Here is an 18,932-nt window from a genome sequence, read left to right as displayed (position 1 = left end):
GCGTTACCGGGCCGTCTGCAGGCGCGCGGCGGCACGCTGTTCACGGCGCCTGGCGGCCCATTCGGAGAAGCGCTCGAAGTACAGGTAGATCACCGGCGTGGTGTACAGCGTGACCAGCTGCGACAACAGCAGGCCGCCGACGATGGCCACGCCGAGCGGTCGCCGCAGTTCCGAACCAATGCCGGTGCCCAGTGCCAGCGGCAACGCGCCGAGCATGGCGGCGGCGGTGGTCATCATGATCGGGCGGAAACGCAGCAGGCAGGCGCGGCGGATGGCATCGAACGCATTGGCACCGGCACGCTGCGCGTCCAGTGCGAAGTCGATCATCATGATCGCGTTCTTCTTGACGATGCCGATCAGCAGGATGATGCCGACGATGCCGTCCACCGACAGGCTCATGCCGCATAGGTACAGCGCCAGCAACGCGCCGACACCGGCCGGCGGCAGGGTGGAGATGATGGTCAACGGGTGGATCCAGCTTTCATACAGAACGCCCAGCACGATGTAGATCACCGCGATGGCTGCCAGCAGCAACAGCACCACGTCGGTCTGGCTGTTGGAGAACTCCGCCGCGGTGCCGACAAACTGCGCCTGCATCTGCTGCGGCAGTTCCAATGCGGCGACCGCTTTGTTGATCGCGTCCACGCCTTCGGACAACGAATACCCCGGTGCCAGGTTGAAGGAGATGGTGGCCGACGGCAGCTGTTGCTGGTGGCTGACGATCAACGGCGCGGTGCCCGGAATGGCAGTAGCAATGGCCGACAGCGGAATGCTGCCGCCCGCACCCAGGGCGATGCCGGTGTTGCTGTTGCCGATGCCGGTAGCGGTGGAGGAGTTGCTCGAACTCACCTGGCCCAGCATGGTGGCGTTGCTGCCGGTCAGCGTGCCGCTGCCGTTGCTGCCGATGGCCAGCTGGTTCATCAGCGCGTCGCTGTTGCGGAATTCCGGCGCCACTTCCAGCACCACACGATATTGGTTGAGCTGGGTGAAGATGGTCGAGATCTGGCGCTGGCCGTAGGCGTCGTACAGCGTGTCGTCGATGGTCTGCATCGGCACGCCGTAACGCGCGGCCTTGTCGCGGTTCACTTCCACATGCAACGCACGGCCGTGGTTGGCCAGGTTGTTGTCCACATCGGCCAGCTCGGGCAAACGGCGCAGTGCATCGGTGACGCGGTCGGTCTGCGCGGCCAGCTCGGTGCTGTCCATGTCCGAGAGCGAGAACTGGTACGCGGTGGCGGCCACGCGCGTGTCCAGGGTCACGTCCTGCACCGGCTTGAGGTACAGCGCCACGCCGGGAATATGCGCAGCAGCGGCCTGCAGGCGCGGCAGGATCACATCCAAACCGTCGCGGTCGCCACGGTCCTTGAGCACGATGCTCAGCTGGCCCTGGTTGAGCGTGGGGTTCATGCTGCCGGCACCGATGTAGGCGGCCACGCCACTCACCGCTTCATCCTGGTGCAGCGCGGCGGCCACGGCCTGGGTGCGCTGCTGCATCTGGTCGAAGGCCACGTTCTGGTCGGCCAGCACCACGCCGGTGATCATGCCGGTGTCCTGGTCGGGCAGCAGGCCCTTGGGGATGACCATGTACAGCACGACGGTCAGCGCGACCGAAGCCAGCGCAATACCCAGCGTCAGCGGCTGGTGGCGCAGCACCCAGTCCAGGCTGCGTTCGTAGGCGTGGACCAGGCGCGACCAGGCGGTGACCTTGCCTGCAGCGGCGGCACGCTCGTGGGCGTCGTCGCCTTCGGGCAGGGCGTCGGGCTTGAGCAGGTAGGCGCACATCATCGGCGTGAGCGTCAGCGAGATCAGCATCGAGATCGACACCGCAATCGTCAGCACCCAGGCAAACTCATGGAACAAGCGGCCGGTGACACCCGGCATCAGGATCAACGGCAGGAACACCGCCACCAGTGACACCGTCAACGACAGCACGGTGAAGCCGATTTCCCTTGCGCCGGTTTCCGCCGCTTCCTGGCCGTCCTTGCCCTGTTCGATGTAGCGCACGATGTTTTCGATCATCACGATCGCATCGTCCACGACGAAGCCGGTGGCCACGGTCAGCGCCATCAGCGACAGGTTGTCCAGCGACATGCCGGCAAAGGCCATCACCCCGAACGTGCCCAGCAGCGACAGCGGCACCGCCACCGAGGGGATCACCGTGGCCCACAGGCGCCGCAGGAACACGAAGATCACCGCCACCACCAGGCAGATGGTGAGGATGAGCGTGAACTGCACGTCATGCACCGAGGCGCGGATGGTGACGGTGCGGTCGGAGAACACATCCAGCGTCACGTCGGCCGGCAACATGGCCTGCAGGCTGGGCAGGATCTGGCGGATGTTCTCCACCGACTTGACGATGTTGGCACCGGGCTGGCGGCGCACTTCCAGCAGCACCGCCGGCTTGCCGTCGGCCCACGCGGCGATCTGGTCGTTCTCTACGCCATCGACCACCTTGGCCACGTCACGCAGGCGCACCGGCGCCCCGTTCTGGTAACGGATGATGATGTCGTTGTAGTCGGCCGCGTCGCTGAGCTGGTCGTTGGTGGACAGCGTGTAGCTCTGCGTCTTGCCGTTGAGCGAGCCCTTGGGCGCGTTGACGTTGGCCTGGGTCAGCGCGCTGCGCAGGTCTTCCAGGGTCATGCCCATGTTGGCCAGCTGCGCCGGGTTGGCCTGGATGCGCACGGCCGGGCGCACGTTGCCGGCAATGGAGACCAGGCCCACGCCGTCCACCTGCGACAGGCGCTGGGCCAGCACCGAATCGGCCAGGTCGTTGACCTCGCGCAGCGGGCGCGTGTCCGAGGCCAGCTTGAGGGTGAGGATTGGCGCGTCGGCCGGGTTAACGCGGTTGTAGACCGGCTGGTAGGGCAGCGAGCTGGGCAGCGTGGCCTGGCGGATCGCCGCCTGCACATCCTGCGCGGCGGTGTTGATGTCGCGCTCCATCGAGAACTGCAGCACGATGCTGGACAGCCCGGCCGAGGAGTCGGAGGTCATCATGTCCAGGCCGGAAATCTGGCCCAGTTGCCGCTCCAGCGGCGTGGTCACCAGCGAGGCCATGGTCTGTGCGCTGGCACCGGGGTACTGCGTGCTCACCACCAGGCTGGGGGCTTCGATCTCGGGCAGGGCGGCAACCGGCAGGCGCTGGTAGCCAAGGATGCCCAACAGCATCAGGCCGACCATCAACAACGATGTGGCGATCGGGCGGCGGATGAAAATGGTCGAGAAGCCCACGGGCGATTCCTGGTGCGGGGGGAGAGGGCGGGGCGGTAAGCGGCGCGTCAGCGCGGCCGTCCGCCACGGCCCTTCTGGCTGGCTGCCTTGAGCTGCTCTTCGGTGGGCGCCGGCGGCGCCTGGCCCGGAGCGAGCTGGGTGACCTTGCTGCCTTCCTTCAAACGGAACTGGCCTTCGGTGACCACCTTGTCGCCGGCCAGCAGGCCCTTGCTGATGACGACATGGCTGTCGTCCACCTGGCCGCCCTGCACCACGTCACGCAGGGTGACGGTGCTGTCGGGCGTGATCAGATAGACGAAATCGCCAGTGCTGCTGCGCTGCACGGCTTCGGCCGGCACCACCACCGCGTCGGGCAGTTCGTTGAGCTGCATGCGCACGTTGACGAACTGGCCCGGCCACAGCGCGGACTCGGTATTGGGGAATTCGGCGCGCAGGCGGAATGTGCCGCTGTTGCTGCTGATCTGGTTGTCCACCACCTGCAGCCTGCCGTCGGCGTTGGTCACCGCACCGCCCTCGCGGTCGAGCGTGGACGTCTGCAGCGGCCCGGCCTGCTGCGCGGTGCGCACCGCATCAAGCTGCTGCTCGGGCAGGTTGAACACCACATAGGCCGGCTGCAGCTGGGTGACGGTGACGATCTGGCTGCCGGCGCTGACCACATTGCCCGGGTCCACCGCACGGATGCCGGTGATGCCGTTGATCGGCGAAGTGATGCGGGTGTAATCCAGCTGCACCTTGGCCTGGTCGGCCGAGGCCTGCGACGCGGCGACCGCGGCCTGGTACTGCGCCACCTGGTTGCGCAGCGTGGTCAGGTCGGTCTGCGCGACGAACTGGCGGTATTCCGGCGAATTGGAGCGCTCGAAGTTGGATTGCGCGGTGGCCAGCAGCGCCTGGTTCTGGCGTTTGCTGGCGATGGCCTGGTCGTACTGTGCCTGGAAGGTACGCGGGTCGATCTGCGCGAGCAGGTCGCCTTTCTTCACCGCCTGGCCTTCGCGGAAATTGACGCTCAACAGTTCTCCGCCCACCTGTGGACTGACGGTGACGGTGTTGTAGGCGGCCACGGTGCCCTGTGCGGTGACATAGACCGGCACGTTCCTGCGCTCGGCTGCGACCACGGTGACCGGCACCGGCGCGTTGTCCCTGCCTGCCCCCGCGCCGGTCATGCCTGCTGCCGGTGCGTCCGCCTTCTGCTTGCCGCCCCCCATCACCCGATAGCCAATCCCGGCCACGAGCAGTACTGCGATGACCAGCAGCACGATCTTCCAGAAACGCGACATGCGAAAACTCCTGAGGAACCGAGGGGGGGGAAACGGCGAAGCCATAGAGGATACCGCCGTGGTGTACGGCGCCGGCTCATGACCGATGGGCCACGCGCTCAGACCGCGACAAGTGATGAACGTTCCACAGGGGATTGGGTTGACGTGGGTTTTGGGGTGTTCAAAAGGCGCCCCTCTCCCCAACCCCCGCTCCGCGCCCCGGCCCTTGCGCTGGCGCAAGGTCGTTCAAGGAGCAGCGAACCAGTGGTTCGCAAGCTGCTCCTTTCACCCCGCAAGGGGAGAGGGGCTTTGAAGCTGCAGTTGCCGATATTGCTTCAGCTCGCATGACACAGAGCCCCTCTCCCTTGACGGGAGAGGGGTTGGGGAGAGGGTGAGAGAGCCAAGCCCCCCCCCCCGGCACCCCAAACCCAGAATCCTCCCATCGGATTCCCCGGCCAACTGCCCTACAGTCACTCCAACATCCCCGTCCCAAGGAGAGTTGCCGATGGCCCGCAAGACCGTGTTGCTGTCCGCGCTGCTGTGCGCCCTGTCGCCGCTGGCGCAGGCCCAGGAGGCCCAGCGCCCCGAGGTGGCCGCTGCGGCCACGCGCCTGCAGCAGAAAGTGGTGGACTGGCGCCGTGATTTCCACCAGCACCCGGAGCTGTCCAACCGCGAGGAACGTACCGCCGCCAAGGTCGCCGAGCGCCTGCGTGCGATGGGCCTGCAGCCGCAGACCGGCGTTGCCGTGCACGGGGTGGTCGCGATCATCAAGGGCGGCCTGCCCGGCCCGAAGATCGCGCTGCGGGCGGATATGGATGCGCTGCCGGTCACTGAACAAACCGGGCTACCGTTTGCCTCCAAGGCCACTGCTGAATACCGCGGTGAGCAGGTTGGAGTGATGCACGCCTGCGGTCACGATGCACACACGGCCACCCTGCTCGGTGTAGCCGATGCGCTGGTGGCCATGCGCGACAAGCTGCCCGGCGAGGTGATGTTGATCTTCCAGCCGGCCGAAGAAGGCGCGCCGCCGCCGGAACAGGGCGGTGCCGATCTCATGCTCAAGGAAGGGTTGTTCAAGGATTTCAAGCCGGAGGCGGTGTTCGGCCTGCATGTGTTTTCCAGTGTGCAGGCCGGGCAGATCGCCGTGCGCGGTGGCCCGCTGATGGCCGCGTCCGATCGCTTCGGCATCACCGTGCATGGCCGCCAGACGCATGGTTCGGCGCCGTGGAATGGGGTTGACCCGATTGTTGCCGCGTCCGATCTGATCGGCACCGCGCAGACCATCGTCAGCCGCCGCGCCAACCTGTCCAAGCAGCCGGCCGTGGTCACCTTTGGCGCGATCAAGGGCGGCATCCGCTACAACATCATTCCCGATTCGGTGGAGATGGTCGGCACCATCCGTACCTTTGATCCGGACATGCGCCAGCAGATATTCGCCGACCTGCGCAATGTTGCCGAACACACCACCGCCGCGCATGGCGCCACGGCGACCACGGAAATCTACGAGAAGGACGGCAACCCGGCCACGGTCAACGACCCGGCACTGACCGCGCGCATGCTGCCCAGCCTGCAGGCGGTGGTGGGCAAGGCCAATGTCTACGAGCCGCCGCTGCAGATGGGTTCGGAAGATTTTTCGCTGTACGCGCAGCAGGTGCCGTCGATGTTTTTCTTCGTCGGTTCAACGGCGCAGGGCATCGACCCGGCCACCGCGCCCAGCAACCACTCGCCCAAATTCCTGCTCGACGAAAAGGCACTGGACGTGGGCCTGCGCGCGCTGTTGCAGGTATCGCTGGATTACCTGCACGGCGGTACCACTCAGTAACGCCGCAAACAATGTAGTGCCGAGCCATGTTCGGCAGCGGCCTTACCGGCAAGGCCGCAGCGGAGCATGGCTCCGCTCTACAAAGAAAGCGCACCAGCGAAGCATCACTCCGCACCACGCAACAACAGAAAACCCGGCAATCATGCCGGGTTTTCTGTTTGCAGCACTGCGCCGTTTCAGGCCTTCATGTTGCCGGTATCGATGTAACGCTGGTGCCAGGAAAGGGCTTCGGGCAGCAGGTGCGGGGTGTGCTTGCCGTAGCTGTCGCGGCAGGCGCGGTCGAAGTAATCGTTGAGCTGGTCGCGGAAATCCGGGTGCGAGCAGTTGTCGATCACCACACGTGCACGGGCGCGCGGCGGCAGGCCACGCAGGTCGGCCAGGCCTTGCTCGGTGACGATGATCGACACGTCGTGCTCGGTGTGATCAACGTGGCTGACCATCGGCACGATCGAGGAAATGGCGCCGTTCTTGGCCGTGGATGGGCTCAGGAACGTGGACAGGAAACCATTGCGGGTGAAGTCGCCCGAACCGCCGATGCCGTTCATGATGCGGCTGCCCATCACGTGCGTGGAGTTCACGTTGCCGTAGATATCTACCTCGATCATGCCGTTCATGCCGATGCAGCCCAGGCGGCGCACCAGCTCCGGATGGTTGGACATCTCCTGCGTGCGCATGATGATGCGGTCACGATAGAAATGGATGTTGCGCTTGAACTCCTCGTTGGCCTCCGGGCTCAACGCAAAGCCGGTGCACGAGGCGTATTCAAGGACACCGGATTTGAGCAGGTCGAGCATGCCGTCCTGGATCACCTCGGTGAACGCCGTCAGCCCGCGCAGGCCGCTGTCGGCCAGCCCGGCCAGCACCGCATTGGGGATGTTGCCCACGCCCGACTGCAGCGGCAGCAGGTTCTGCGGCAGGCGGCCCTTGGCCACTTCGTGCTTGAGGAATTCGATCAGGTGGCCGGCGATCAGCTTGCTTTCCGCGTCGATCGGCTTGAACGGACTGTTGCGGTCCGGGCCATTGGTGCGCACCACCGCCACGATCTTGGCCGGATCAATGTCCAGCGTGGTCTGGCCGATGCGGTCGTTGGCGTGGACCAGCGGGATCGGCTTGCGGTGCGGCGGCAGCGCGGTGCCGTAATAGATGTCGTGCATGCCCTCGATGCCCTCGGGCTGCCACTCATTGACCTCGATGATCACTTTCTTGGCCAGGTCCAGCCAGGTCTTGTTGTTGCCGACCGAGGTGGACGGCACCAGCGCACCGTCCTCGCGGATGGCCGACACCTCGATCACCGCGGTATCGATCTCGCCGTAGAAACCAAACCACACATGCTGGGCAACGTGCGAGAGATGGATGTCGATGTAGTCCAGCTTGCCGTCGTTGATGCGCTTGCGGGCATCGGGGTCGCTCTGGAACGGCATGCGCATGGCCAGGCCGTCGGCCTTGGCCAGCGCGCCATCGAGTTCCGGCGCGGTGGAGGCGCCGGTCATCAGCTTGATCTGGAACGGCAGGCCCTGCGCGTGCACCGCTTCGATGCGCTGCGCCAGTGCCAGCGGCACGGCCTTGGGGTAGCCGGAACCAGTGAAACCGCTCATGGCGACGGTCTCACCCGGCTGGATGAAAGCGGCCGCTTGTTCAGCGGAAACGATGCGGTCGCGCAGGCGCGCGTCCAGGATGCGTTCGACAGACATACGACGACGGATTCTTGTGGGGAATGGCCGATTATCGCCGTTCGCCGTGAACAGGGGTGTTCTACCTTGGTGGGATGGTCTTTGCCGATCCGGGGCTCTTGTACCGGCAAGTACTGTTTTGCACTGCAGCGTGCAACTTGTCCGAACTCCCCGCACGATCGCCCTGCATCCCGACGTGGGGGAGGGAGCAAAGCCCGCTGGCAGTTCGCTGTCAGCGGGCTTTTTTATTGCCCGTCTTCTGCACGGGGCGACCGCAGCCCCGGCCAGATGCCAGAATCGGCGGCATGAATCTGCCCGCCCCCGCATTGCCTGAATACGTCACGCCGGTCGTTGACCGCGCCATCGCCCGCCTCACGCTTGCCGTGCCGGACCCGGCGCAATGGCCGCAATCCCCGGATTTCGACGCCACCCTGCGGCAGCTGGCGGTCACCAGCGACTTCGCCATCGACACCCTGTGCCGGCAGCCCGAGCTGCTGGCCTTGCTGGCCCAGCCCGATCCCACGCCGCTGCCCAGGCCCGAACTGGACCCGCTGCAGCCCAGCGCCTGGCCAACCCAGTTGCGCCGCTACCGCGCGGCGGCGTCCACGCGGCTGATCTGGCGTGACCTGACCGGCGCCGACGATGTGGACGCCACCTTGGCCGGTGCCACGTCGCTGGCCGAGGACTGCCTGCAGCTGGCGCTGGCCGCGCTGGAACAGGAGTTCGCCGGCCGCCACGGCGTGGTGCGTGATGCCGACGGCAACGCACAACAGCTGGTGGTGTTCGGCCTGGGCAAGCTGGGCGGCGGTGAACTGAACTTCTCCTCCGACATCGATCTGGTCTACGCCTATCCGCACAACGGCGACTCCGACGGCGCCCGCCCGCTGGCGGCCGAGGAATATTTCGCGCGGCTGGGCCAGCGGCTGGCACGGCTGTTGGACGAAACCACCGCCGAAGGCTTCAGTCACCGCGTTGATCTGCGCCTGCGTCCGTTCGGCACGGCCGGGCGGGTAGCGCTGTCCTTCGCCGGCATGGACCAGTATTTCCAGCGTGAAGGCCGCGACTGGGAACGCTATGCGTGGATCAAGGCGCGTGCGGTGGCCGGCGATATCGCCGCCGGTGAGGCCTGGCTGGAGACGCTGCGGCCGTTTGTCTACCGCCGCTACCTGGATTTCACCGCGCTCGATGGCCTGCGCGAAATGAAGGCGGCGATCACCGCCGAGGTCGCGCGCAAGGACCGGCTGGATGACATCAAGCGCGGCCCGGGCGGCATTCGTGAAATCGAGTTTCTTGCCCAGGCATTGCAGCTGATCCGTGGCGGGCGTGAAGCCGCGTTGCGCGAACGCCGCTTGCTGCCGGCACTGTGCGCGCTGGTCGCCGCCGGGCAGATGGCGCCTGCCGATGGTGATGACCTGACCACCGCGTACCGTTTCCTGCGCCGGGTGGAAAACCGCCTGCAGATGCTGCGTGATGCGCAGACACATTGCCTGCCCACCGACCCGCTGGACCGCGCGCGCATTGCACTGGGATTGGGTTACGCCGATTGGGATGCGCTGCTGCACGCGCTGGATCAACAGCGTGAGCGCGTGAGCACCGAGTTCGGCGCGCTGCTGGCACCGCGAAAGGGCCAGGCCGCGCCCGATGCGCTGGCCAGTTACTGGCGCGTGCTGCCCGGTGGCGGCAGTGCCGAGGTGCTGGCCGAAGCCGGTTTCGCCGACGCCAACGGTGCCGACCAGTCGCTGCGCGAATTTGCGCAGTCACTCGGCGTGAAGTCGCTGTCGGACAACGCGCGCGCGCGGCTGGACCGCGTATTGCCGGCGCTGCTGCTGGCGGCGACGCGCTCACCGCAACCGGACGCCGCACTGCGCCGCGTGCTCGGCCTGCTGCAGTCCATCCTGCGCCGCACCAGCTATCTGGCCCTGCTCGACGAGCAACCCAGCGCGCTGACCCGGCTGGTCAACGTGCTGGCGCGTAGCGCGCTGTTGTCCGAACGTCTGGTCGCTTTCCCGTTGTTGCTGGACGAACTGCTGGACACGCGTGTGGCCGGGCCCATGCCCGACGCGCAGGAGATGCATGACGCCTGTGCCACCGCATTGCACATCGACGATCCGGAAGCGGCGCTGCGCGCGCTCAACGAAGTGCGCCTGGCGTTGAGCTTCCGCATGGCACTGGCGTTCCACGATGGCCGGCAACGTGCGGTGGATTGCACCCGGCAACTCGCCCAGCTTGCCGATGCCGTGGTGGTGACGGTGCTGGAAATGGCGCGCGCCGACATGGCCCATGCCCATGGCGAAGTCCCTGGCGGGCGCTTCGCGATCATTGGTTACGGCAGCCTCGGCGGCTTGGAATTGGGGTTCGGTTCGGATCTGGACCTGGTGTTTTTGTACGCGCATCCGCCCGAAGCCGAGGCCAGCGACGGCCCGCGTCCGTTGGAGAGCGGCCGCTGGTTCGCGCGGCTGGCGCAGAAGGTGATGGCGTTGTTGGCGGCAGTCACCGCCGCGGGCCGCCTGTACGACATCGACGTGCGCCTGCGCCCGGATGGCGGCAAGGGCGCGCTGGTGTCGTCACTGGCCAGCTACACCGAGTACCAGCGCGAGCGTGCCTGGACCTGGGAACACCAGGCCTTGGTGCGTGCGCGCGGCGTGGCCGGTGAGGCGTCGCTGCTGGCCGACTTCGAGCAGGTGCGCGCGGCCACGCTTGGCCGCGAACGCGACCACGACACCTTGTTCGGCGACGTGCTGAAAATGCGCGCACGCATGCGCGCCGAACTGGACCGCAGCGATGCGGCGCGGCTGGATCTCAAGCAGGGGGCCGGTGGTCTGGTTGATCTGGAATTCGTGCTGCAGACCGGCGTGCTGGCCGGTGCATCGCGCAATCCCGCGTTGTCCGAGCCGCGCGAAACGCCGTTCCTGATCGCCGCATTGGCCGCATCCGGTTGGCTGCCCAGCGACACCGCCATGGCCCTGCACGACGCACACGCCACGCTGTTGGATGTCGGGTTGTCCTGCACCCTGGACCGACGCGCGCGCATGGCCGTGCCCACGCCGGAGATTGAAGCGGCATGCGCGGCAATCACCGCGGCGGCCATCGCCAAGGGCCTGCCGTTCGAGCCCGGCAAGCACGCGTAAGTAGTCAATGGGAATCAGCGCCGAACCCGGCGCTGAAGGTCAGCGCGCCGGCGCCATCTTCCACAGCAAGGCGCGGAACGGTGCCAGCAGGCAGACGCCGATGGCCAGCTTCACCGCCAGGTCGCCCAGCCCCCAGCTGATCCACGGCAGCGACGAACCGGCGAAGGCGATGGACCAGAAGATCGCGGTGTCCACGGTGGCGCTGCAGGTGGTGGCCACCATCGGCGCGCGCCACCAGTTGCCGGCGCGCAGGCGGTCGAACACGGTGATGTCCAGCAACTGCGCGACGATGAACGCCGAGCACGAGGCCACCGCGATACGCGGCGTGGCAATCCAGATCGACAGCACCACGGCCACCGCAAAACCGGCCCATGCCACGCGCCGTGCGGCCTGCGGCCCGAAGCGGCGGTTGATCAGGTTGCTGACCAGAAAGGCGATGGGATAACTGAACGCGCCCCAGGTCAGCCAGTCATTGATGGGGTACTGCACCAGCACGTTCGAGCCCAGCACCACCGCGCCCATCGCCAGCACGGCGAGCAGCAGCGAAGTGGGGGTGAGCGGCGCGAAGCGGGTGGACGGATGCGAGGACATGGACGGCACAGGCAGCACTGCAAGGTGCCGCAGAAGAAGAGAAAGAAGGGCGGCCAAGCCGGAACCGGCAGGCGCGCAGGGCGAAATTGTACCCGGCCAAGCCTGTCGGGCATGTCAACGCGCGGAAACAGCGCGTTCTGTGAGGGTGGACCCGTGCGGGGAGCTTGGTAAAAAAGTGGGCGGGGCTTGAAAAAAAAGCGGAAGGCGGTGCGTCCCGCTTTAGCCCCTCTCCCCCCGCGGGGTGAAAGGAGCAGCTTGCGAACCACTGGTTCGCTGCTCCTTGAACGACCTTGCGCCAGCGCAAGGGCCGGGGCGCGGAGCGGGGGTTGGGGAGAGGGTGGCTATTGAGCTTGTTGCTCCCAAAGCAGCCTCATCCGCCCCCCGCCTTCGCGGGGGCAGGCTCTGTGGGCACCTGTATTCGGCACATCCATGTGCCTCACCCTTCGGGCGGCTTCGCCGTACAACTCGGCAATCCTGCCGAGTTGTCGTCCCGCAAGCGGGAGAAGGGAGTAATTGGCATCTTGGCAATCCCAAAGCCCCTCTCCCTTTACGGGAGAGGGGTTGGGGAGAGGGTGCTTTGGGCTTCTGGCATCCGCCCCCACCTACGCCGGCCGATCTGCTGCTTCAGCAACTCACAGCGTCGACGTGCGGCTCTGCTCCATTGCCTGGATTGTCGGTACGAAGGTCAGCACCGCGCCGTCCTCGGCACGCAGCATCCAGCCGGCACCCTGTGGGCTGGGGGTGAAGGCCACGGTCTGGCCGACGACGAAGTTTTCCGCCGGGTTGTCCTCGCGCTGCGGCCATTGCAGTTGTGCGGTGTTTTCGGTGTTGGCCGGGTCTTCCAGTGCCACGGTGCGGCCACCCTCGGCCGTTGCGGTGATCGACTTGACCTGCATGTCCGGCAGCGGGCCGGCGGTCAGGCGCCGTGCCTGACGGTCATTGCGTGCCTGGGTGGACGACTCGCCGGCCTTGCTGCTCACCCCGGCGGCCAGGAACAACGGCGCCGACACCAGCATTGATGCGCCGGCCGATACCACCAGCGTGCTGACCTCGGATGTGTTCATGCCTTCGCCGGCGCGCGCCGGTGCCACCGCCAGCAGGCAGGTCACGGCGAGGCTGGCGGCAAGCAGGGTAAGCGGGTTCTTCATGGACATGCCTGGGTAACGGGAAACGGCGGGTTTACAGGGTGCGGGTACGGCTTTCATCCACCGCCTCGATGGTCGGGACAAAGGCCAGTGCCGTGCCCTCGGTATTGCGCAGCATCCAGCCCGCGCCCTGCGGGCTGGGCTGGAAGGCGACCATCGCGCCCACGGTGAATCCGGCGGCGGGATCATCCTCGCGCTTGGGCCATTCCAGCGTGGCCCGGTTCTCCGGATTGGCGGGGTCTTCCAGGGCCACGCGGCGGCCGCCGTCGGCCGCGGTTTCGATCGACTTGACCTCCAGGTCCGGCAGCTGCCCCGCGCTGAGGCGGCGCTTCTCCTGGCGGCGTTCGCTTGATTCCTTGGACATGTCGGCCGCGCCGCGCACGCCGGCGGCGGACAGGAACATCGGCCCGGACACCACCATCACCGCGCTGAAGCCGGCCACCAGCACCGAACCCTGCGAGCCGTTGAGGTTCAGCCCATCGGCCTGTGCGGGGGTGCTGGCAAGGCCAAGGCTGGCGACCACGGCGAAGGCCAGCGCGCTGCTGCGGATCAGATGCTTCATGGGGAGGACTCCTGTGATGGGGATGCCGCGCCGGTCACGGCCGGCACGGGGGTCTGGTGGGGGATGGACAACTCGCGCTCCAGGGCGCCGCTGCGGTGCAGGAAGTCGAACACCGACTCCACCGTCACCACCGAATAGTTGCCGGAAATACGCTCGCTGGCCGGGTGGTCGGTGACCGCCACGTTGTCGGCGAAGAACCGCGCGCCCAGGCGTTTGCCGATGCCGATATGCATGCGGCTGGGCGTGTAGCCATGTTGCTTGAGCCACTCCAGCGTGTGCTTGCGGTCGTCCAGCACCGTGCCGTCACCCGACTGCGCCATCGCTGCGGCGGTGACTTCCAGGATCCACTGGTTGGAGTTCTGGTAGTCGGTGCTGCCGGGGTAGGCCAGCATGCTGTAGCGCGGCTCGTGCAGCGCCCGGGCCTGCGGCGCTGCGCCGGCCAGCAGGGTCTTCAATGCGGTGCGCACGGCGGCAGTGGGGATGCCCACGCGCAGGTCGGTGGTGATCGAGCTTTCGCCGACCAGGTTCACCAGGCCTTCGCGGTACAGGTCCGATGCGTCGGTCTTGCAGCGGTTGAGCAGGTGCACCACGTCCCAGCTGCCCTGGTCATTGCGGACCAGAAAGGCGAGGTGGCTGTGGCGCAGGCCGTATTTGCTCAGGTCCTGGCCACCGCGCGCGGCAACGGCCACATCCACATCGGGCAGGGCATCGAGGGTGTCGGCGGTAACCGCGGCCATGTCGAACATTGCTGCGATGGTGGTCGGCGGCGGATAGCGCGGTGCGCACACAGGCTGTGCGAAGGCGGTGCTGGTCAGTATCGCCAGGCCGAGGCCAGCGATCAGTGCATGTGTCGTGCGATGTTTCATCGGCGCGCATCCTTGCATGGAGATTGCGAAAGATTCGTTAGGTGGCGGGGGAGCTTGCGCTGCGTTTGTCTTTGCCGTCATTTCCGCGAAGGCGGGAATGACGATGCGGAAGTTGCGCCGGCTTCGCGGCCAAGGCCGCTCCTGCAGCGGTTCCTCACAACCCCAGCCGCAGCTTCACCTCGGCGGCGATGCGCTCGGTCTCGCGCAGTGGCTCAATGGTCTGCGAGGAACCGGCATCCAGGGCATCCAGCCCGTCCTGCAGCCGGTCACGCGCCCGCAGCGATGCCTGGAAGCGTGCCATCCGCCCCTGCGCGCGCTGGCCCAGCAGCACGCCCACCGGCACCCGGGTGGCGCAGGCTTCGGACAGCAGGTTCACCGAATCGGGGGTGCAGATGATGCGGTCGGCCCAGCCGAGCAGGCCGGCATAGGGGTTGGAGCCATCGCCACCATCGCTCCAGATCACTCCCGGCACATCGTCAAAGGCGCGCAGCAGGGCATCGGTGACCGGGCGCGGTGTACGGCGCGAGGTGGTGGCCAGCACGCTGCCGCCGTCGGCGCGGATGCGCGCGGCCAGTTGTTGCAGCAGCGCCTGCATCTCCGGTTCCCGCCAGGGCGCATGTTCGGTGGGGCCGCCGACCAGCAGGGCGGTGCGCGGCCCGGGCAACTGCTCGAAGCTGGAAAATGCCGCCCGGCCCCAGGCCAGCCAGTCGTCGCTGACCGGATTCAGGCTGCCCAGCAGCGTCAGCACGTTCTCGCCACGCAGGCGGTCATGGTCCGGCACCACCAGCACGTCCCAATGGCGCGAGCCGATGCGCGGGTCCAGGATCTGCACCGTGCGCGTGCCGTGCTGGCCCAGCAGCCGCAGGGCGCCGGCCGCCTGGCGGCCGCAGCCGATCGCCAGCCCCGGCGGCTGGCTGGCAAGTTGCAGGAACGCGGGGCCAAAGGCCTGTCGTGCGCCCGGGACAAGGCGCGGCGTGAACCAACGCCAGGGCGCACGCGGAAGCAGCTGCAGACGTTGCTGCCCGCCCAGGCGCAGTGCAGCGGCCAGCGCCACGGCCTGCCGTACATTGCCGGCGCGGCCGTCAGTGATCGTCCAGGGAAGCGTCGATCGTTTCGCGTATGGCATTAATTCGTTTCAAAAAGTCCGGGTGTTGCAACAGTCGCTGGCGCCTACACTGCGCCCTGCACATTGGCTCTGCCATTGTCCGGGGCTTCCCGAGGGAATGCCACGACCGTAGCCCACTCATCACGGAGTTTCCATGTCCGACGTCTTCACCGATGCCGCGCTTGACCAGCTGTTCCGCACCGCCCGTACCCAGAATGCGTTCCTGGACCGCCCGGTCGAAGACAGCCAGTTGCGCGCGTTGTACGACCTGCTGAAGTGGGGCCCGACCTCGGCCAACGCCAGCCCGGCGCGCTTTGTGTTCGTCAAATCCGCTGAAGCCAAGCAGAAGCTGGCGCCGGCGTTGTCCGAAGGCAACCTGGCCAAGACCCTGGCCGCGCCGGTCACGGTGATCATTGGTTTTGACCAGGATTTCCACGAAAAACTGCCGTACCTGTTCCCGCATGCCGATGCCAAGTCGTGGTTTGACGGCCCGCGCGAAGGCCGTCACGAAGCGGCATTCCGCAACGGCACGCTGCAGGGGGCCTACCTGATCCTGGCGGCACGCACCCTGGGCCTGGATGCCGGCCCGATGTCCGGGTTCGATCCGGCCAAGGTGGATGAAGCGTTCTTTGCCGGCACCGCCATCAAGTCCAATTTCCTCGTCAACCTGGGCTATGGCGACCCTGCCGGCGTTTTCCCGCGTTTGCCGCGTCTGTCTTTCGACGAAGCCGCGCGCATCGACTGAAGTGTTCCACCGGCGGCTTTCGTCACATCGGCTGAAGCTGGCCCTGCTGAAACTCATCCCGTTCTGATTACCTCATTCAAGGAGATTCCCATGTCCAACCTGTCCAAGCTGCTGCTCCCGCTGGCGCTGACCGCCGCCATCACCGCCTGCTCCAAGCCGGCCGATCAGGCTGCCGCACCGGCCGCCGCCCCGGCTGAAACCGCCGCTCCGGCCGACGCCGCTGCCGCTGCTCCGGCTGCCCCGGAAGCTGCTGCCATCCAGGTTGCCGCCGGCACCTACACGCTCGACCCGACCCACACCGACGTGCTGGTGCAGTGGAACCACCTGGGCTTCTCCAACCCGACCGCCCACTTCGGCAACGCCGCCGGCACCCTGGTGTACGACGCCGCCGACGTGACCAAGTCGACCGTGGAAGTGACCCTGCCGCTGTCGGGCCTGAACAGCTTCACCGCCAAGTTCGACGAGCACCTGCGCAGCGCCGATTTCTTTGACGCGGCCAAGTTCCCGACCGCCACCTTCAAGAGCACCAAGGTGGAAGCGGCCGGCACCAACAAGCTGACCGTCACCGGCGATCTGACCGTCAAGGGCGTCACCAAGCCGGTGGTGCTGGATGTGACCGTCAACGGTGCCGGCGAGCACCCGATGATGAAGGTGCCGTCGGTGGGCTTTGACGCCACCACCAGCTTCAAGCGCAGCGAGTTCGGCATGGGCGCCTATGCCCCGAACGTCAGCGATGACGTCAAGGTCCGCATCACCACCGAAGCCATCATCCCGAAGGCTGAGGAAGCCAAGGCCGAGTAATCGGGCCTTGCCGGCCCAGCGCCGGCAGCAGTTGCAACAAACAAAGGCCCGCCAGCAATGGCGGGCCTTTGCGTTGCCGCGCAGGCCAGGGGAACAGTCGCACGGCGTTGCCATAAATCCGGCGCTCAACAATGCCCACTTACAATGGCGCCGATGAACAGCCCACAAGAATCCAGCCTCGGCCGCGAGGTCGCCTATCCCCAGCAGTACGACGCCAGCCTGTTGTTCCCGATTCCGCGTGCCAGCGCACGGGCCGAGATCGGGCTGCACGGTACTGCCTTGCCCTTTGACGGTGAAGACCGTTGGCATGCCTATGAACTGGGATGGCTGGACGCACGTGGCAAGCCCTGCGTGGACACCGCCACGCTGTGGGTGCCGGGCAGCTCGCCGAACCTGGTCGAATCCAAGTCGCTCAAGCTGTACCTGAACTCGCTCAACAGTGCCCGCTTCAACCGCGCCGAGGCCGTGCGCGAGCGCATTGCCACCGATCTGTCCGCCTGTGCCGGCGCCGATGTCCGGGTCGAGTTTGGCCTGCCGGTGTTTGCCGACGCGCCGGGGACAACCATCGACCACCTGGACGTGGACATCGACTGCTATGGCCCGCCGAACGCGGATTTCCTGTCCGCCGATGCAGGCGACATCGTCAGCGAAACCCTGACCTCGGCCCTGCTCAAATCCAACTGCCCGGTCACCGGCCAGCCGGACTGGGCCAGCGTCAGCCTGCGCTACCACGGCCCGCGCATCGACCGCGAAGGCCTGCTGCGCTACCTGGTCAGCTACCGTGACCACGCCGAGTTCCACGAACAGTGCGTGGAGCGCATCTTCCTGGAAGTCATGCGCCGCTGTACCCCTGCATGGCTGGACGTGGAAGCCCGCTATACCCGCCGTGGTGGCCTGGACATCAACCCGCGTCGCTACACCCCGGGGCACGCCGGCCAGGCCGCTCCAATCCGCGAACTGCGTCAATAAACCAAACCGAGGCTGTCTCCGCACGCTGGCTTTACGCCAGCGCGATGAATCCTTAACAGGCGGCGTGCAATCGTGGTCGCCAGTCAAGAAGCGGAGTGGCTTGGATGGGTACCGATAAGAAGGCCGATTTTTCCGACGTCAGTTCCAGCGTTTCCAGCACCGAGCAGATCGTGCCGAAGGCCGACTTCTCCGATGTGTCCGCCACGGTGACCAGCACCGAAGAGATCGTCGGCGAGCAGCAGTACACGGTCCAGAAGGACGACAACCTTTCCACCATCGCCAAGCGCTTGCTGGGCGATGGGAACGCGTGGAAGAAGATCTACGACGCCAACCGTGACGTCCTCGACAACCCGGACCGGATCAAGCCCGGCCAGGTACTGAAGATCCCCGCGCGCCAGGGCTGATGCCCGCGCCGTTGTGTTGTCCATTCCCAAATACGTCCCGGAGCAATCCATGAAGAAGACTTCGCTCAGCAGTGCCCTGATGATCGCCGTGGTAGGTACCGTCGCCCTGGTTGGCTGCAAGAAGAAGGAAGCCGAAGAAGTCGTTCCGCCGCCGGCGGCAACCACGCCTGCACCGGCCCCGGCTCCGATGGCCGAACCCGCGCCGGCTGCGGTCAGCGTCACCTCGGTGACCGTGGGCAACGCGGTGGGCGCCGACCAGTCGGTGGCCCCGGTTGCGATGCTTGGCACCAAGGACAAGATCATTGTCTCGGTCAAGACCAGCGGCACCGCCAACAACGTCAACGTGGCGGCAAAGTTGACCTATCAGGATGGCCAGGTGGCCGGCGAGCAGAGCGCAGCGCTGAACACCACCGACGCCGGCACCACCAACATCGAGTTCACCAAGGCCAGTGGCTGGCCGGCGGGCAAGTACACCGCTGAGGTTACCGTTGATGGCAAGGCGGCAGGCATGCCGCAGCAGTTCGAGGTGAAGTGAGGCAGGGGCGTTCGCCGACGCCTCTCTCCCGCCGGTGAACGCATGGGCGCAGCCAGTTGGCTGCGCCTTTTTTGTGGGGGGGATTGGGAGTTGGGGAATCGGGAAGCG

Annotated in this window: 15 protein-coding genes; 7 read left to right on the top strand and 8 right to left on the bottom strand. The window is 66.5% G+C overall.

Annotated features, from left to right (window positions below):
* Positions 1-3 precede the first annotated feature (3 nt).
* Both ACVOLO_RS14615 and ACVOLO_RS14610 read right to left on the bottom strand, forming a co-directional pair.
* The gene (locus tag ACVOLO_RS14615) at positions 4-3,228 is read right to left on the bottom strand and encodes an efflux RND transporter permease subunit (RefSeq protein WP_481571043.1); all 3,225 of its coding nucleotides are present in this window, start codon (positions 3,226-3,228) and stop codon (positions 4-6) included.
* 47 nt (positions 3,229-3,275) lie between these two features.
* Positions 3,276-4,502 carry an efflux RND transporter periplasmic adaptor subunit gene (locus tag ACVOLO_RS14610; protein WP_481571042.1) on the bottom strand — a complete coding sequence of 409 codons (1,227 nt, stop codon included), beginning with the start codon at positions 4,500-4,502 and terminating at the stop codon, positions 3,276-3,278.
* 484 nt (positions 4,503-4,986) lie between these two features.
* Here ACVOLO_RS14610 and ACVOLO_RS14605 point away from each other — a divergent pair, with 484 nt between their 5' ends.
* Positions 4,987-6,303, top strand: coding sequence for a M20 family metallopeptidase (locus ACVOLO_RS14605; RefSeq protein ID WP_481571041.1), 1,317 nt, complete (start codon positions 4,987-4,989; stop codon positions 6,301-6,303).
* Positions 6,304-6,479: 176 nt separating this feature from the next.
* On the opposite strand, the gene ACVOLO_RS14600 is transcribed toward ACVOLO_RS14605, so the two are convergent.
* A complete protein-coding gene (locus tag ACVOLO_RS14600) occupies positions 6,480-7,994 on the bottom strand; it encodes an acetyl-CoA hydrolase/transferase family protein (RefSeq protein WP_481571040.1) in 1,515 nt (504 codons plus the stop codon).
* 284 nt (positions 7,995-8,278) lie between these two features.
* Here ACVOLO_RS14600 and glnE point away from each other — a divergent pair, with 284 nt between their 5' ends.
* Entirely contained in the window at positions 8,279-11,101 is a 2,823-nt protein-coding gene (gene glnE / locus ACVOLO_RS14595; RefSeq protein ID WP_481571039.1) for a bifunctional [glutamate--ammonia ligase]-adenylyl-L-tyrosine phosphorylase/[glutamate--ammonia-ligase] adenylyltransferase, read from the top strand.
* 39 nt (positions 11,102-11,140) lie between these two features.
* Here the strand turns inward: glnE and ACVOLO_RS14590 are convergent, their stop codons facing one another.
* The 5 genes from ACVOLO_RS14590 to ACVOLO_RS14570 form a co-directional block, all read right to left on the bottom strand.
* Positions 11,141-11,692 (bottom strand): queuosine precursor transporter, encoded by a 552-nt coding sequence (locus ACVOLO_RS14590; protein ID WP_481571038.1) that lies wholly within the window; start codon positions 11,690-11,692, stop codon positions 11,141-11,143.
* A 632-nt stretch (positions 11,693-12,324) separates the two neighbouring features.
* Positions 12,325-12,840, bottom strand: coding sequence for a hypothetical protein (locus ACVOLO_RS14585; protein WP_481571037.1), 516 nt, complete (start codon positions 12,838-12,840; stop codon positions 12,325-12,327).
* A 31-nt stretch (positions 12,841-12,871) separates the two neighbouring features.
* Positions 12,872-13,399, bottom strand: a complete 528-nt coding sequence (locus ACVOLO_RS14580; protein ID WP_481571036.1) for a hypothetical protein — start codon at positions 13,397-13,399, stop codon at positions 12,872-12,874.
* Entirely contained in the window at positions 13,396-14,265 is an 870-nt protein-coding gene (locus tag ACVOLO_RS14575; RefSeq protein WP_481571035.1) for a DUF2145 domain-containing protein, read from the bottom strand. Before ACVOLO_RS14575 ends, ACVOLO_RS14580 begins: the two co-directional genes overlap by 4 nt.
* Before the next feature lie 154 nt (positions 14,266-14,419).
* Positions 14,420-15,391, bottom strand: a complete 972-nt coding sequence (locus ACVOLO_RS14570; RefSeq protein WP_481571034.1) for a mitochondrial fission ELM1 family protein — start codon at positions 15,389-15,391, stop codon at positions 14,420-14,422.
* 133 nt (positions 15,392-15,524) lie between these two features.
* On the opposite strand from ACVOLO_RS14570, the gene ACVOLO_RS14565 reads away from it, so the two are divergent.
* The 5 genes from ACVOLO_RS14565 (at position 15,525) to ACVOLO_RS14545 (ending at position 18,824) form a co-directional block, all read left to right on the top strand.
* Positions 15,525-16,115, top strand: a complete 591-nt coding sequence (locus ACVOLO_RS14565; protein ID WP_481571033.1) for a malonic semialdehyde reductase — start codon at positions 15,525-15,527, stop codon at positions 16,113-16,115.
* 90 nt (positions 16,116-16,205) lie between these two features.
* Positions 16,206-16,916, top strand: a complete 711-nt coding sequence (locus ACVOLO_RS14560; protein ID WP_481571032.1) for a YceI family protein — start codon at positions 16,206-16,208, stop codon at positions 16,914-16,916.
* A gap of 153 nt (positions 16,917-17,069) precedes the next feature.
* Positions 17,070-17,885: an NADPH-dependent 7-cyano-7-deazaguanine reductase QueF gene (gene queF, locus ACVOLO_RS14555; protein WP_481571031.1), complete on the top strand. Its 816-nt coding sequence runs from the start codon at positions 17,070-17,072 to the stop codon at positions 17,883-17,885.
* Positions 17,886-17,989: 104 nt separating this feature from the next.
* On the top strand, positions 17,990-18,289 hold the full coding sequence (locus ACVOLO_RS14550) for a LysM peptidoglycan-binding domain-containing protein (protein WP_481571030.1): 300 nt from the start codon (positions 17,990-17,992) through the stop codon (positions 18,287-18,289).
* 49 nt (positions 18,290-18,338) lie between these two features.
* Positions 18,339-18,824, top strand: coding sequence for a hypothetical protein (locus ACVOLO_RS14545; RefSeq protein WP_481571029.1), 486 nt, complete (start codon positions 18,339-18,341; stop codon positions 18,822-18,824).
* The last annotated feature ends 108 nt before the right edge of the window (positions 18,825-18,932 follow it).

The organism is Stenotrophomonas sp. STEN056, assembly GCF_056759635.1.
This window is presented reverse-complemented; position numbering and strand designations above follow the sequence as displayed.

What these genes read in the sequence shown, in the direction of transcription:
- ACVOLO_RS14610 (WP_481571042.1), bottom strand. Translation starts at nt 4,502, where the DNA reads ATGTCGCGTTTCTGGAAGATCGTGCTGCTGGTCATCGCAGTACTGCTC.
- ACVOLO_RS14605 (WP_481571041.1), top strand. Translation starts at nt 4,987, where the DNA reads ATGGCCCGCAAGACCGTGTTGCTGTCCGCGCTGCTGTGCGCCCTGTCG.
- ACVOLO_RS14600 (WP_481571040.1), bottom strand. Translation starts at nt 7,994, where the DNA reads ATGTCTGTCGAACGCATCCTGGACGCGCGCCTGCGCGACCGCATCGTT.
- glnE (WP_481571039.1), top strand. Translation starts at nt 8,279, where the DNA reads ATGAATCTGCCCGCCCCCGCATTGCCTGAATACGTCACGCCGGTCGTT.
- ACVOLO_RS14590 (WP_481571038.1), bottom strand. Translation starts at nt 11,692, where the DNA reads ATGTCCTCGCATCCGTCCACCCGCTTCGCGCCGCTCACCCCCACTTCG.
- ACVOLO_RS14585 (WP_481571037.1), bottom strand. Translation starts at nt 12,840, where the DNA reads ATGAAGAACCCGCTTACCCTGCTTGCCGCCAGCCTCGCCGTGACCTGC.
- ACVOLO_RS14580 (WP_481571036.1), bottom strand. Translation starts at nt 13,399, where the DNA reads ATGAAGCATCTGATCCGCAGCAGCGCGCTGGCCTTCGCCGTGGTCGCC.
- ACVOLO_RS14575 (WP_481571035.1), bottom strand. Translation starts at nt 14,265, where the DNA reads ATGAAACATCGCACGACACATGCACTGATCGCTGGCCTCGGCCTGGCG.
- ACVOLO_RS14570 (WP_481571034.1), bottom strand. Translation starts at nt 15,391, where the DNA reads ATGCCATACGCGAAACGATCGACGCTTCCCTGGACGATCACTGACGGC.
- ACVOLO_RS14565 (WP_481571033.1), top strand. Translation starts at nt 15,525, where the DNA reads ATGTCCGACGTCTTCACCGATGCCGCGCTTGACCAGCTGTTCCGCACC.
- ACVOLO_RS14560 (WP_481571032.1), top strand. Translation starts at nt 16,206, where the DNA reads ATGTCCAACCTGTCCAAGCTGCTGCTCCCGCTGGCGCTGACCGCCGCC.
- queF (WP_481571031.1), top strand. Translation starts at nt 17,070, where the DNA reads ATGAACAGCCCACAAGAATCCAGCCTCGGCCGCGAGGTCGCCTATCCC.
- ACVOLO_RS14550 (WP_481571030.1), top strand. Translation starts at nt 17,990, where the DNA reads ATGGGTACCGATAAGAAGGCCGATTTTTCCGACGTCAGTTCCAGCGTT.
- ACVOLO_RS14545 (WP_481571029.1), top strand. Translation starts at nt 18,339, where the DNA reads ATGAAGAAGACTTCGCTCAGCAGTGCCCTGATGATCGCCGTGGTAGGT.